The organism is Kitasatospora sp. NPDC030952, from assembly GCF_055571335.1.
In genome coordinates, this window is record NZ_JBVIFM010000012.1 from 220,146 (window position 1) to 234,060 (window position 13,915).

Consider the following 13,915-nt stretch of genomic DNA (forward strand, 5'->3'; position numbering starts at 1 on the left):
GGTCGTCGGCTGGCGTTCTGACGACGGGCCGCAGGCTGATCGAGGAGCGAGCCGCCGAGCTGACCGATCTCCGCGGTCGTCTGGCCTGCCCCACCGTCCACCAGTACTCCCGCGACCCTCGGCGCAGCACGCCGCCGGTCCGGCACGGCCACGACATCACAACTGTTCGTGAGGTGAGGTGCCGTCACGGTGTGGTCAGCTCGACGAGGTCGGCTATCACCTCGGAGGCGATCACCGGGTCCAACTCCGCGAAGGTCGGGAAGGTCCGGTTGTGCGTCCAGTAGTCGCCCGGGTGGTTGTCGAGCCACACCGTCTCGACGCGCTGCTCGGGATACGAGTCGTGCATGCCGACGGCGATGCCGTCCTCCGGGGCGAGCACCACGAAGCGGTCGGGCCCGACCTGCCGGGACAGCCAGCGCTCCACGCCCGCGTCCTGCGGTTCGCCGCGCCGCCAGCCGCGCCGCTCCATGCCGACCAGCCGGGTGGTGGGCAGCACCGGACCGTTCTCGAACCGGGTCAGGCGGTGCCCCGCCCGTTCCTCGTCGGTCAGCGCGTACACCGGGCGGCCGAGTTGACGGAACGGCTGCGGGATCCGGTGGTCGGCGAACAGCTCCGACCAGGCGGCGAGGTCGTCCCCGAGCAGCAGCGGGTGGGCCAGCCGGACGGTGGCTCCGGCGGGCAGCACGAACACCTCGTCCCGGACGTCCACCAGGGTGCGGTCCTCGGTGACCCGGAACGCCGTCGTCGTGCCGCCGTCCGCCTCGGCCAGCCACACCAACCGGCGCGCCAGGTGGCACAGCAGCGGATGCCCGACGAAGAACCGTTCGAACTCCTGCGTCGTCCACGCCCGCTGGGTGACCATCGCCTCCTCCAGGCGGCGGATCTGGTCCCCCGCCACGGTGCGGACCTCCTTCTTCAGCGCGGCGAAGCGCTTGCGCTCGGCCGGCGCCAGCTCGGCGTCGTCCCGCGCCCCCGGGGCCGGCAGATCCTTGCGGCGGACGCCGGCCGCGTCCAGCACGTACGGCTTGAGCTGCTCGTCGAAGCCGACCGTGAAGGTCCGGGTGCCGTAGTCGATGACGGTCGTCGCGTCGGCGTCCAGCCCGAAGTCCGGCACCAGCCGGTCGGACAGCTGCTCCCCGGACAGGCCGAGACCGGCGGCCACCTCGGCGATCTTCTCCTGCGCCCGCGCCTTGAGTGCCTTGAACTTCACCCGCTGCGCGATACCGCTCAGGTGCAGCAGGGCGACGTCGGTGCCGATCCCGGCCAGCACCTCCAGGCCGTCCTGGGCGCGGTGGTGGGCCCCCTCGCCCGGCCAGGCCCGCAGCACCGGCGTCAGTCGGCGGACCGTCTCGTCGTCACCCAGCCTGCCGAGAGCGTGCAGCGCCCACCCGTCCTGGGCCGGCATGCCGGCCAGCCGCCACTGTTCGAACACCGCCCAGCCGAACTCCGCCAACGACCGGGGCTCGCACACCTCGGCCACCTGGTCGAGGCCCGGGTAGAACTCCCGGGACTTGGAGAGCGCGAGCATGGTGAGCACGTGCCGTACCGCCTCGGCGGGCAGTGCCCGCTCGCCGCCGCGCACCAGCAGTTGCGGCAGCGTCACCGGGTCCGCCCAGTCGCCGGGCTGGGGCAGCTTCACCGGCAGCATGCTCACCAGCGGGTCGGCCGACAGCAGCGCGCCCACCGCGTCCTCGGCCTCCGCCCCGTACTCGCGGGCCACCGCGCGCACCGCCGCCACGCCCTGCGCTCCACCGATCAACCGCAGGGCGTACTCGGCGTTGCAACGGGCGGCCCCGGCCTTCCCGACCGCGGCGGGAACCAGCAGCCGGGCCGCGTCCAGCCCGTGCCGGGCGAACCAGGAACGCGCGGTGTCCCCGGCCGATTTGAGCCGCATCAGCCAGTCCGCCATCGTCTCGGCCACCCGGACGTCCAGGTACGGCAGCAACAGGGATGCGTGTGTCGCGGGGTACGGCAACGCACAGGCCAGTACGGGCGCGAGTGAGTCCGGGCCGAAGCGGGCGGTGATCCGGCGCAGGGCGTCCCGGACGTCCCACATGTACTCGCCGCCGCGCCATTGCGAGATCAGGGGTCGGCCGAGCTCCTCGTCGCCGTACGCGAACAGCGCGAGCTCATCGCGCTGGTCGCGCTGGTCGCGGTGGTGAGGTGTGTCCTCGGACCGCCCACTCGTGGCCCGGATCGTGTCCGCGATCCGCTGCCATTCGGTGTCCGACCAGTGCGCGTAAAAGGTCTCGGAAGCAGCCCATGCCTCCCGCTCGCCCGGCAGCCACCGCATCCGCGGTTCCTGCGGGGCGGTGAGGCCGGTCAGCACCCGGGGCTTGCCAGTGGCGCGCGGGCGCGTCCACGGCGGACTGGTCAACAGCTCCGGCAGCGAGTCGGGGCGGACCTCCGGTACCCGGTCGCCCAAATCGGTGAGCGGCTCGACCAGGGCCGCCTGCTCCGGCGGCAGCTGCGGCAGCAGCTCGAGTGCGGCCGCGCGGTGGGCGGCGACGTGGCCGGTCAGGAGCTGGGCGGCGAGCCGCTGCGTGGCAGGGTCGGCCGGGGCCGCCGGGGCCGCCGGGGCCGCCGGGGCCGCCGGGGCCGATGGGGCCGATGAGCCCGCCGCGGCCTCCGCGAGGAGACGCAGAGCTCGCCGGGGGAAGCGGCGGACGGCGGCCAGCAGGGCCGCGCGGGCGGCCTTGTTGCCGTCCTGGTGAGCCAGCAGCCCCCGAAAGCCCTCGTCGGAGGGAAGCTCGGCGAGCGCGCTCAGCAGCCGCTTCTTCCCGTCGGTGTGGTGGTAGCTGGTGGTCAGGTCGTGCAGCATCAGCGGCGCCGCAGCGCCCCCGAGGCCCTCCGCCACGGTCGCGATGATCCCGGTGGACCATCCCTCGTAGCCCAGGCTCGGCAGCGGGGGAAGGTTCTCCAGCGGTTCGGCCGAGGAGAGTGAGCACAGCAGCATCGACCACTCGGCCGAGCCCAGCCGCGCACCCGACTTCGCGCACTCCTCGGCCCAGGCCGGCTCGGACGGCACCAGGTACGCCGCCGCCACCAGACGGGTCAGGTCGGCCCGGCATCCGGCCAGGGCCTCGACCGCCGCGCGGTGGGTCTCCTCGTCGCACGCCGCCAGCAGCGACCGGACCCGGTCCGCGGCGGGGCGATGCACCGCGGTCCTGGGGTCGACCCCGCGCCGGACACGGGGGTTGACGGTACGAGAGTTGTGCCAGCCGGTCTCGACGGCCACCGCGAACAGCTCGACCGTGGCCCTGGCCGCGAACGGCAGACCGAACTCCGCCACCCAGGCGTCCACCGCCCGGCGAACGCCGTTCCCGGCGGGGCACGAGAACAGCGCGGCCAGCACCGCCGCACCGAGCGGGTCCCGGCTGCCGGACTGGTGCGCCCGGGCGGCCGCGACCAGGTCCGCGTCACTGCCGTCCGCGGTGAGCGCCTGCTCCAGCCAGGCATCCATCTGCCGCAGGGCGTCGTGGTAGCCGCTCACCGCGTCCTTCGCCGGCGCGGCCGGCGGGCGGGTGGCCCCGCCTCGGCGGGGGATCAGCGCCCGACGCCATGCCTCCGGCAGCACGAACACGTCCTCGTCGACCGGGGCGTCGTGCGTGTCGACCGGGGAGTCGTCCAGGACCTCGGGGACGGCGGCCGCCGGGGTGGGCGTCATGGGCTGCGTCATGGGCTTCGGCGCGGGCACCGGACCCGTACTGATCTCGCGGTAGCCCTTGCGGACCTTCTCAGCGACCGCCTTGGCGAAGTGCGCCCGCGCCTCCTCCGCAGTCGGGAACTCCTTGCGCTGCCCCCGACCATCCGTGCCGCTCCGGCCGTAGCGCACGGTCACCGCGGCACCGTAGACCCCGGCCTCCCAGAACTTGTCCGAGCCGCCTTCGACGAACTCCCAGCGCCGCACAGCCCCGCCCCTCTCCTCGAACAATCGATCAGGGGGGAACGGTAACGAGGCCCACCGACAGGCCGACCGACAGGCCCCACCGACGGGCCGACCTGCGGTCCGACCTTCGCGGCGGCCGTGCGGGACAGCAGACGGCTGTCCCGCACGGCCCGACGACCGCTTCGGCGTGCCGCTCGAAAGAGCCGCCGTCGTACGTGCTCGCGCCGCCGTCTCCACCGCGGCCGCTGAACCCTGGCCGCGCGATCGCGGCCGCGAACGCGCGGTAGCCGCGCTGGTCCCAGGGCGGGATTCCCGGATATTCGTGCGCGTGTCAGCGGCGGTTCGTACGATCCCGTCTGGACCTGGCCGGGCAACTGCCGGCCGCTGGAGCAGGGGGCGGGCTGATGGAGTACGCGGGCTGGATGGTGCTGGCCGCGCTGGTGATCGGCGGCGTGGCGCTGTGGCTGAGGCAGCGCTACCCCGGTGGCTGGCGCTACGCCCTGAGTACGGAGTACGCCGGGCAGCGGCGTGACCTGGACGCGGCCCGCGGCAGACTGCGGGGGCTGAGCCGCGAGGCGGACCGGGCTATCGCCGCTGCCCGCGCCGGGGTCGAGGCGGCCGAGCAGGCCCGCCGCAGCCGCATCGCCCAGGCCGAGGAGCACCTGGCCCGGCTCCGGTCCTTGGGGAGGGGGATGCTTCGGTCGTCGGTCGGGAGTGTTCTGTGGCTGTACGAGCACGTGCTGGTGGTGGCGGTGGACGGGCGCGACGTCGAGTGCCCGCTGCCCGAGGTCTCGGTCCGTGACGAGTACTCGGCTGGAAGCGGCCACGTCTACGTGGCGCTTCCGGACGGCCGTCAGCAGATGGTGTCCGTCTCCCTGGAGGAGACCCCGGAGGCCGAGGTGCGCCGGTTCGTCGTCGCGGTGTTCAACGCCGCCGCCGATGAGAAGATCGCCCGGGCCGAGCGGCGGGCGCGCGTTCCGCAAGCCGAGGCCGAGCTGCGTGCGGCGAAGTCCGACACGGCCGGCCAGGAGCAGGCGCGGAACCGGCTGGCCGAGGTGAGGAGCAGCCAGAAGTCGGACCAGCGCATCCCGCACGCGCGTCGGGAGTTGGACGCGGCGTTCGACCGGTGGGAGCAGCTCACCGGCTGCCGCCCGCAGTAGCGCGCCCCGCCCGAGCGGACAGCCCAGGACTGCCTGGCGGAGGTCCTCGCGGTCACCGGGCGGCTGCTCGCCTCCTAGGCCGTACCCCGTCGGGAGCTGCCGCCGTCGGCCGGCTCACATGACCCGGATGACCTGGCACGGCCGGCCGATGAATCCGCTGTGGCCACCGTGTGGGTGCGGACGCCGTACGGCCGCCGCTGCCCGGCCGATGTGCTGCGGGTGGCGGCGGCGTGGGGTTTGCCGGGGAGCGCGGCGGGTCGGCGCCGGAGCGGTCAGCGGGTGTTGCCGTGGACGATGACGCGGCCGGGGTAGTGGGCGTCGATGTAGGCGCGGGCGGCCTGGAGGTCGCCGACCACGCCGACGGTGGTACGGCCGTCGGGCGCGAGGTCGGTGTTGAAGACCTGGAAGTCCGGCTGCTGGAGGTCTTGGAGTTCGCCTTCGAGCTGGTAGTCGTGGTCGCGCCGGTAGACGAGGTCGGAGGTGATGTGGCCGCGCACGACGTGGGTCTGGCCGGGGAAGCGCTGGTCGAGGGTGCGGCGGGCGTCGTCGAGGTCGCCGATCACCTCGACGGTCTGCACCCGGTCGCCGGGGCTTGACCCGACGGTGTCCGCGTGCCAGGTGGCAGGGCCGACGCCGGCTTGGTAGATGGCCTGTTGGAGGTCGGCCAGTTCCTGTCCGCGGGGACCTTCGGGCTGGGCGGCGGCCGCGCCGCACGCGACGGCGAGAACTCCGAGGGTGGCCAGGAGCCGGTCGGTGAGTGCGACGTCCACGGGGGCGCCGTCCTTTCGTGCTGTCAGGCGAGGGAGAGGCCGAACTTGTCGATGACCGGCGAGATCGGGGTGTACAGCAGGGCGTCGCAGTAGTAGGGCCGCCCGTCGGCCACGGGACCGCAGAACTTCAACCCGCAGTGCACGCCCGACGTCGCCCCGCTGTCGCACACCAGGCCGCCGACGGAGTTGTGGCCGGCGCCGATGGCACGCTTGGAGTAGCCCGCCTGGTTGTCCCACGCCCCGTCGTAGAACCGGCCGCTCGGCCCGCCGTTGGTGTTGATCACGGTGACGTCGAGCCCGGTGTCCGAGTCGGACGCGGTGCCGATCGTCGTGCCGGTGCCGGTCTTGTACGTGCCCGAGGTCCCGCAGTGCGCTGCAGTCAGCAGGACCGCCGTCTTGCCGCGCCACCCGCCGAACCCGGAGCTGCAGAACGCGTTACCGGGGGAGATCAGTTCGGCGCCGGCACTCCACGGGCCGGCGTCGCTGTGCCGGGTCGCGGTGGCTACCGGGGCGATCCCGGGCACGGCCTGGACCACCGGGACACCGGCGAGCTCGGCGGCGTGCGCGGCGACCCGCTCGCCGCTCGGAGCACGGGAACGGCCGGTGGCGTCGGGGGTGTAGGGGACGGTCAGCCCGGTGCCGTCCGGTGCGGGCCCGGCGCCGTTCCACACCGCGCCCGCCTCGCCCCGCACCGCGGCCTCGACGAGCCGGTCCCGCGCCGCGCGCAGTTGCCCCAGGGCGTAGGGCGCCGGCCGGACGGTCGCGGTGATCCCCGGCGGGGCGTGCTCCAGCAGCTTCGTGACCCGCGCGGGTACGTCGCCGTGCCAGTACAGCGCGAGGACGCCCCGCTGTGGGTCGATGGTGTGCCCTGCGTATCCGGACACCGTCGCGCGCAGGTGCTCGGGCACCCCGGTGACGGCGTCGATGAGCCGCTCCAGGGCGGCCTGACGCTCCAGCACCTCGGCGTTCCCGACGGCGGCCGCCCGGTGGGTGTCGCGCACCGGTGGCTCCTCGGACGCGTGGGCGGGCACCGCCGTCAGGAGCGCGAGCACGACGGCGGCGACGAGAGCCGACCTCCTGACAGGCACCCGCCCAGTACCCCACGACACGGGCTGCCGCCGCCGGCGAACAGCCGCCTCGTCACCCGTACGGGCGACGGTGACCGGCCCCACCGAACACGACCTTCTCAACGCGAACAACGGACACGACTGAAGGACCCGCCGGCCTCGGAGCAGCCATCGGGTGCTCCGGCCTGCCGCGCCCGTCGGCCCGTCAGCAAGCCGGGGACGACGCCCCCGAAAGGCCCTGGAGCCCGCTGTGAAACCCGATGGACCCTCCGCCGCGATCGAGGCACAATCGCGGGGAACCACAGTGGGGGAGCCTGATTGGACGTGTTCGCGTGTGCCGGGTGCCACACCGGGCTGACGGCACCGGTGTCCCGGGTCGCACTACCGGTCCACAGCCACCACGGGGCCTGGGAGGAACTCCATCCCCCGCTGATGGAACCGGGGACCTACGCCGTCGACCCACAGCCAAGCGGACCGCCCTGGCGGTTGTGGCGGGACGTCGGGGACGAGGCCGCCGCCCGACAGGGCGTCTACGCGCCGGTGTACTCCGTCTCCTTCGGCGCGCGCGACAGGATCGTCATCGCGCCCGGCGACTCCCGATCGATGACCCTGATCCTGGAGAAGTGCGAGGGCTACTGCCGCGGCGTGGACGGCCGGGCCGGGCCGAACCTGGCCTGTGCGGGGTGCGGACGGGCCGTGGCGACCCGGATCGACGACTGCGGCTCGTGGCAGACGGTGTGGCTGGAGCCCGACGCGGTCGTCCGCCGCCCTTCGGGGCTCCCGGCCGACCCGCCACCCGACTGGGCGGACCTCGAGCGTGCCGAGCATCGCGTCCCGCCCGTCGAACCCGACGGGTCGTGGAGCCGCCGCTGGGAGGCCGCGATCGGCGTCGCGCTGGCCCATCTCGTGGCAGCCACCGAGAACCACCCGGTGACCCTCCCCGCAGGCTCCGTCGCCGAGCTGCTCGGCCATGCCGTGGCCCGCTACCTCCCGCCGGGGCCCGACCCCCGCTCGGTGGCCCTGGCCGGCCCGGGCATCCCCGACCCCGGGCCCCGCTCAGACGTCCTCCTCGTCCCCCGCCACCCCGGCACGGGCGAACCGTGGCGCCCACCCGAGCGCGAGGCGACGGTGGTGCCGCTGGACAGCGGAGTCTGGGCGTACCTCACCAGCCCCGGGGAGACCTCGCCGGAACCCGCCACCGGAGGACTCCCGGAGGGCGTCCTGCGCGACGATTACCCACTGCCATCACGCCCTTGGTACCCCCTGGAACCCGATCACCACGCCCTCAGGGACACCCTGGTCAGGTTGCCCGCGATCCGCGGCCCCCGACTGCGCAGGTACCACGACGCGTACCGGCCATGACGCCCGATGGGCGACAACCCCTTCCACGTGAAGGTCATCCCGTAGGCGGACACTGGTCAGAGCTCAGCCTTTTCGGTGACCGCGGCGAACGGTGACAGGTCCTGGGCCCGCGGGCCGACGCGACGTTCTGAGGCTCGCCCGTCTACGCCGCGCGCCTCACGCCGGGGCCGACCCGGGCCGGAAGGCCGGGCGCAGGCGAAGGGATGACCGGCTCGAATCACGTGTGGGGCCGGAGCCGGTCGTCGAGTGCGGCACCGACGTCGGGGCAGGTCTTCCGGATGGTGTCGAGGAAGGCGTGGAGCACCGGGGAGTGATCGCGGGCCGCGAAGGACAGGACGAGATCGGGCAGGGGAGTGCGCGGGGTCACGTCACAGAACCGCACTCCCGGACGCGGGACCGCCCTCATGCGGGACGGCCCCAGGCCGACGCCCACGCCCGAGGCGGCGAGGCCGATGATCGTGTGCACGTCCCTCGCGACGGTCGCGCCGCCGAGGGCCGATGAGTCCGTGCCCAGCAGTGTGCGCAGTCCGGCGACTACCGCGGGCTCATCCTCGCCGGCCGACACGATCAGCGGCTGTTGCCGCAACTGGTCGGCGCTTACCGACTGTTGACCCGCGTACGGGTGTGCCGTACTGACCACGGCGATCACGTGGTCGCGTCCGATCGGGACGGACACGAGATGCTCGGCTCCGGCACCCCGTGGCGGGCCGAGGGTGAGGGCCACGTCCAGCTCCCCGGCGACGAGAGCCGAGCTGCTGCGGCTGGTCGCCATCTCGTGCAGTTCCAGTCTCACGTCGGGCCGTTCACGGCCGAACCGGTTCAGGACGCCCGGCAGGGGGTCGAGCAGTGCCGAGGCGATGAAGCCGAGGCGCAGACGTCCGGTCTCGCCGCGCGCGGCCCGGCCCGCGTCGACCGTGGCGGCCGCGATCTCGTCGAGCGCCCGGCGTGCCCGCGCGAGGAACGCCTCACCGGCGGCGGTCGGGAACACCCCCTGACGTGTGCGGTCGAAAAGCCGGGCCCCGACCTCGCGCTCCAGGTCGGCGATCTGCTTGGACAGCGGCGGCTGCGCGATGCCCAGCTCGCCGGCCGCCCGACCGAAGTGTCCGTGCTCGGCGAGAGCGACCGCGTACCGCAGGTGTCGCGCTTCCATGACGCGCCCTCCATCCCGTCCATCCCGTCGGTCCCGTTGGTCCCATCGGTCCCGCCGATTCCATCGGCTGCCGACAAGACCTCAAAGATATCGCCACGCCACTTTCCAGATCTATGAATGGATGGCGCTGTGGTTCCTGCCTGGAATGGAGCCATGAAGAACGCATCGCTGACCGACACCCTCTTCGTCTTCGTGCACGGCGCCTGGCACAGCTCCGGACAGTGGGCGGCGACGCAGCGCGCGCTGGCCGGACTGGGCGCTGCGAGCGTGGCCGTCGACATGCCGGGGCACGGCTTCGACGCGCCCCTGCCCACCGGATACCTGCTGCCCGGCCAGCCGGGCCTGCTGACCGAGAAGTCACGGCTCGCCACCCTGACGATGGACGACTGCGCCGAGGCGGTACTGAGCGTCCTGCGCCAGGTGCGTCACCATCGCACCGTCGTGCTCGTCGCGCACAGCGCGGGCGGCGGTCCCGCGTCCCTGGCCGCGGAGCGGGCGCCCGAGCTGGTGGACCGGATCGTCTACCTGTCCGCGTTCGTCCCGGGCGGGCGGCCGAGGTTCCTCGACTACCTGGGCTCACCCGAGAATTCCACCGCGCTCGGCCGGAACCTGAACCTCGGCTACCCCGAGGCCCTGGGCGCCATCCGGATCAATCCGCTCTCACCGGATCCCGCCTACCTCGACGAACTGCGGGAAACCCACTACCACGACACCCCGCCGGACCGCTTCGACCGGTGGCGGTCCGCGCTGAGCCCTGATCTGCCCCTGGCGATCCCGACGGCGCAGGTCATCCTGACCGCGGCACGGTGGGGACGCATTCCACGAACCTTCCTGCGCTGCGCCGAGGACCGGGCGCTGGCACCGGCCGCGCAGGACCTGATGATCGCGGAAGCCGACCGGGCCTTCCCCGGTAACCCGTTCACCGTGCACACCCTGCCCGGCAGCCACAGCCCGTTCGCAGCCCGGCCGGACGAGCTCGCCGCGGTCCTCGCCTCGTGAGCCGGCCTCGGCCTGTGAGCTGGCCTCGCCTCGTGAGCCGGCGTCGGCCCGTGAAGGGTTACCCGTCCCTGAGCGTGGGACGGCCCGCGGCCGGTGGCGGCGGGCGGCTCGTACTGCCGGTCGTGCTGAGCGCGACATTCGTGCAGTTGCTCAACGTCACCGTCGCGCAGATCGCCGCCCCGGCGATCCGGGCCGACCTGGGCGCCGGCTCAGGTGCCGTGCAGCTGATACTGGCCGGGTACACCCTGACCTACGCCTGCTTGCTCATCACGGCCGCGCGCCTCGGCGACCGGTACGGCTACCACCGACTGTTCGTGCTGGGCACCGTCGTCTTCATGACCGGCTCGGTAGCCGCCGCGGGTGCTCCCGATGCCACGTTCCTCATCGCGGCCCGACTGGTCCAGGGCGCGGGCAGCGGCTTGGTCGCCCCGCAGGTTCTGTCGATCATCCAGGTCGCCGTCCCCGCTGCCCGGCGCCCACGGGCTCTCGGCCTGTTCGGTGCCACGATGGGAGTCGCGTCGCTGGCCGGGCCGCTGATCGGCGGACTCCTCGTCGGCGCCGACCTCTTCGGTCTCGGCTGGCGCTCGGTGTTCCTGGTCACGGTGCCGGTGGCCCTCGTCTCGCTCGCGGGCGCGACCGTACTGCCTCGCACGCGAGGCGCGGCCGGACAGCGAGTGGACGGGGTGGGCGTGTTGCTGACCACCGTGGGCTTCGGTGCGCTGGTGCTGCCGCTCGCGCTGGGAGGGGAAGCCGGCTGGCCCTGGTGGACATGGGCCGCTCTGGCCGTTTCCGTGGCCGTTCTCGGCTGCTTCGCCCTGACTCTCCCGCACCGGCCGGATCCCCTGGTGGATCCGTCGCTCTTCCGCGACCGGAGGGCACGTGCGGGGGTGCTGCTGGTGTTCGTGTTCAACGCCGGGGTGCCGTCCTTCACGTATCTGCTGTTCCTGCATCTGCAGTCGGCCATCGGATATCCCGCCCTCACGGCCGCACTGACGTCGGCTCCCTTCGCGGCCGCGGCCGTACTGGGCAGCCGTAGCGCACCCGCGCTGGCCCACCGACACGGGCCGGCCGTGCTCACGGTCTCGGCGCTGGTACTGGCGGGGACGGTCCTGACTCTCGCGCCGCTCATCGGCACGGCAGCCGGACGCTGGGCTGCGCTGCCGGTCCTGGCTCTCGGCGGCGCCGCGTTCGGCTCGTTCACCGCCTCGGTGTTCGCGCTGGTGCTGGCGAGAGTGGACGGCTCCGCGGCCGGTTCTGTCTCCGGGCTGTTGCCCACGGCTCAGCAACTGGGCGGGTCGATCGGCGTGGCTGCGGCGGGACTCGTCTACTTCGCACCCGCCGCCGGCCCGGGCGCCGCGTTTCGGCACGCCATGATCTACGAGGCCGCCGTCTTCACCGTCACCGCGCTGATCGGCCTTCGGATGCGCGATCGGAACCGACCAGCCGCGTCACGAGCAGAAGCGGCGCGTGCTGCGGGGACGCCCGGAACACCTGGAATGTGAGCCCGGCGAAGCGCCGGGATGCAACGCGGCAGGCTTGTAAGCCCCGCCGCCGAGCCGGCCTGCGGCCTCATCCGCCTCCGCCGTCTGCGAACCTCGTTCTGAAACGATCAGTAGGTCATCGCCGTCGCCGGTGTACTCCGCTGGACGCGACGCCCGCGAACCGGCCCACCTCGACGTGGTCCTCCCCACGCTCGCCGCCACCCGAGGCTGAGCCCTGGGCCTGGCCGGCGGCAACACCCAGGACTGGTGGGCCGCCATCGTCGGACTCGACGCCGCCACGCACTGGGCCCCGGCCGGGTTCGACACCACCACCCGCACCCTCAGCGTCCTGGCCGACTCCCTGGACCGGGCCACCCCAGCTCCGCCCGTCCTGTCGTCGCTGGGGCATGCGGCAGCCTGCCAGTGGGTGGGTGGCATCACACACGCCGCCATGACATGCTCAAGCCAAATTAGTTCGGGCTTGCGCCATCCGGATCGTTCGTGTGATGAGACTCGCCTGCCGCCCCGAGACTGTGCCTTGACGACCATCAGGCAAGAGGAGCCGGGGGAACATGGCGCACGATCACCCGACAACGGGCCGCAGACCAATAGCCGCCGACGAGCCGGTGAGACGCAATCGCCTCGCGCACCAGGACGGCCTGCGGATCACCGAACTTGCCTGCCATGACGACCACCGATCGTTCCGACGGCTGGCGACCGGCACGCCCGACGAAGCGGTACTGATCGTATCGCTCGTGCGTTCGGGCGGCTTCCTGCTACGCGCGGCCGGGCGCGAGGACTTCATCGACCCGACGATGGGGCTCGTGCTGCGCCACGGCAGCGAAGCGTCCGTTGCCCACCTGCCCCGCATCTGCGATCTGAGCACCGTTGTGGAGTACAGCCAGGACCTCCACGGAGACTGCCTGGCAGCGCGCGGCACAGGTGTCCTGCGGATCGAGGCAGGTCTCGACATCGCCCATCGGAGCCTGGTGGCCGCCTGCAAGGCAGGCGTGGACGCGTTTGAGGTGGCGGAGCGGGTCCACGGCCTGATGGCCCGACTGGCCGGGGCCCACGGACCCGCCAGCAGCGGGCGCAACGCGTCCACCGCCGCAGCGCACCGCAGGCTTGTCGGCCAGGTCTGCGCCGCCCTGACGGACGGTCCGCTCACCCTGGGACTGGAGGAGCTGAGCCGGGACGTGGGGTGCTCGCCCTCCCATCTGAGCCGGGTCTTCCGGTCGGTAACCGGGCACACCCTCACCGGTTACCGCAACCAGCTGCGGGTGCGCGCGGTGGCGGAGGAACTCAACGCTGGTCGACCGTTGCGGGAGCTGGCGGCGAAGTACGGGTTCGCCGACCAGGCCCACATGACACGCGTATTCCGGCGCATCGTCGGCGAACTGCCCGGGACCGTGCGGGCCTTGCTGCAGAGACCCCGTCCCGCAGGTATGGATTGAGCAAGAATGTTCAACGCCCGCGACCGCCATGCCCCCGAGGCTGGTTGCGAGCCGGTCGGGCTTGGCCGGCACGTCATTCGGTGGCAGAACACCGGATTCACGAACGAGGGGGAACGCACATGGCGAGGACTGTATCGGGCTCGGGGACACAGCGGCGGTGGGCCCGCAAGCTGCGGCTCGGCCTGGCCGCTTCCGGCCTGGCGGTGGCATCCACGGTTGGGTTGATGTCCGCACCCGCCCAGGCGGAGTCCATGAACTGCGGGACCCTGGTGTGCCTGTTCATAACGGGCAAGCCCGACGGGTACGCGACGCACGCCTACAAGCGGTCGACCCAGGCCGGCCGCACGGACTTCGAGGGCTTCTTCGCCTTCAGCGGCCCAGGGCTGCACGCCGACACCGAGACCAAGCGGTGGTACGACCACGAGAACACCAGTACGTACGGGGGCCAGGGTGAAGGCCTGGTGTGTGTGCGACTGATGTGGAAGAACCAGGACGGGAGCTTCACCTACGGGGAGCAGCGGTGCGACACGGTCCACTGGTGAACGGCTCCGGCCGCTGCTGAACGGTCCGTCCGTCCTGTGGG

At 72.9% G+C, this 13,915-nt stretch carries 10 protein-coding genes; 6 read left to right on the top strand and 4 right to left on the bottom strand.

Going from position 1 to position 13,915, the window contains the following annotated elements:
- Positions 1 to 184: 184 nt before the first annotated feature.
- Entirely contained in the window at positions 185 to 3,910 is a 3,726-nt protein-coding gene (locus ACZ47G_RS22215; protein ID WP_465745139.1) for a DUF4132 domain-containing protein, read from the bottom strand.
- Positions 3,911 to 4,293: 383 nt separating this feature from the next.
- Between ACZ47G_RS22215 and ACZ47G_RS22220 the strand changes: the two genes are divergently transcribed.
- The gene (locus ACZ47G_RS22220) at positions 4,294 to 5,049 is read left to right on the top strand and encodes a hypothetical protein (protein WP_465745141.1); all 756 of its coding nucleotides are present in this window, start codon (positions 4,294 to 4,296) and stop codon (positions 5,047 to 5,049) included.
- 272 nt (positions 5,050 to 5,321) lie between these two features.
- Here ACZ47G_RS22220 and ACZ47G_RS22225 read toward each other — a convergent pair whose 3' ends face one another.
- Positions 5,322 to 5,819 carry a hypothetical protein gene (locus ACZ47G_RS22225; RefSeq protein ID WP_465745142.1) on the bottom strand — a complete coding sequence of 166 codons (498 nt, stop codon included), beginning with the start codon at positions 5,817 to 5,819 and terminating at the stop codon, positions 5,322 to 5,324.
- A 23-nt stretch (positions 5,820 to 5,842) separates the two neighbouring features.
- Positions 5,843 to 6,820: a chymotrypsin family serine protease gene (locus ACZ47G_RS22230; RefSeq protein WP_465745144.1), complete on the bottom strand. Its 978-nt coding sequence runs from the start codon at positions 6,818 to 6,820 to the stop codon at positions 5,843 to 5,845.
- 498 nt (positions 6,821 to 7,318) lie between these two features.
- Between ACZ47G_RS22230 and ACZ47G_RS22235 the strand changes: the two genes are divergently transcribed.
- Positions 7,319 to 8,248 (top strand): hypothetical protein, encoded by a 930-nt coding sequence (locus ACZ47G_RS22235; RefSeq protein ID WP_465745146.1) that lies wholly within the window; start codon positions 7,319 to 7,321, stop codon positions 8,246 to 8,248.
- Positions 8,249 to 8,465: 217 nt separating this feature from the next.
- Here ACZ47G_RS22235 and ACZ47G_RS22240 read toward each other — a convergent pair whose 3' ends face one another.
- Positions 8,466 to 9,398 carry a LysR family transcriptional regulator gene (locus ACZ47G_RS22240; protein ID WP_465745148.1) on the bottom strand — a complete coding sequence of 311 codons (933 nt, stop codon included), beginning with the start codon at positions 9,396 to 9,398 and terminating at the stop codon, positions 8,466 to 8,468.
- Positions 9,399 to 9,551: 153 nt separating this feature from the next.
- Here ACZ47G_RS22240 and ACZ47G_RS22245 point away from each other — a divergent pair, with 153 nt between their 5' ends.
- The 4 genes from ACZ47G_RS22245 to ACZ47G_RS22260 all read left to right on the top strand — a co-directional run bounded on the left by ACZ47G_RS22245 (position 9,552) and on the right by ACZ47G_RS22260 (position 13,874).
- A complete protein-coding gene (locus ACZ47G_RS22245) occupies positions 9,552 to 10,397 on the top strand; it encodes an alpha/beta fold hydrolase (protein WP_465745150.1) in 846 nt (281 codons plus the stop codon).
- A 122-nt stretch (positions 10,398 to 10,519) separates the two neighbouring features.
- Complete coding sequence (locus ACZ47G_RS22250) at positions 10,520 to 11,899, top strand: MFS transporter (RefSeq protein WP_465745152.1); 1,380 nt, start codon at positions 10,520 to 10,522, stop codon at positions 11,897 to 11,899.
- A 551-nt stretch (positions 11,900 to 12,450) separates the two neighbouring features.
- Positions 12,451 to 13,332, top strand: coding sequence for a helix-turn-helix transcriptional regulator (locus tag ACZ47G_RS22255; protein ID WP_465745154.1), 882 nt, complete (start codon positions 12,451 to 12,453; stop codon positions 13,330 to 13,332).
- 224 nt (positions 13,333 to 13,556) lie between these two features.
- Positions 13,557 to 13,874 (top strand): hypothetical protein, encoded by a 318-nt coding sequence (locus tag ACZ47G_RS22260; protein ID WP_465745156.1) that lies wholly within the window; start codon positions 13,557 to 13,559, stop codon positions 13,872 to 13,874.
- Positions 13,875 to 13,915: the final 41 nt, after the last annotated feature.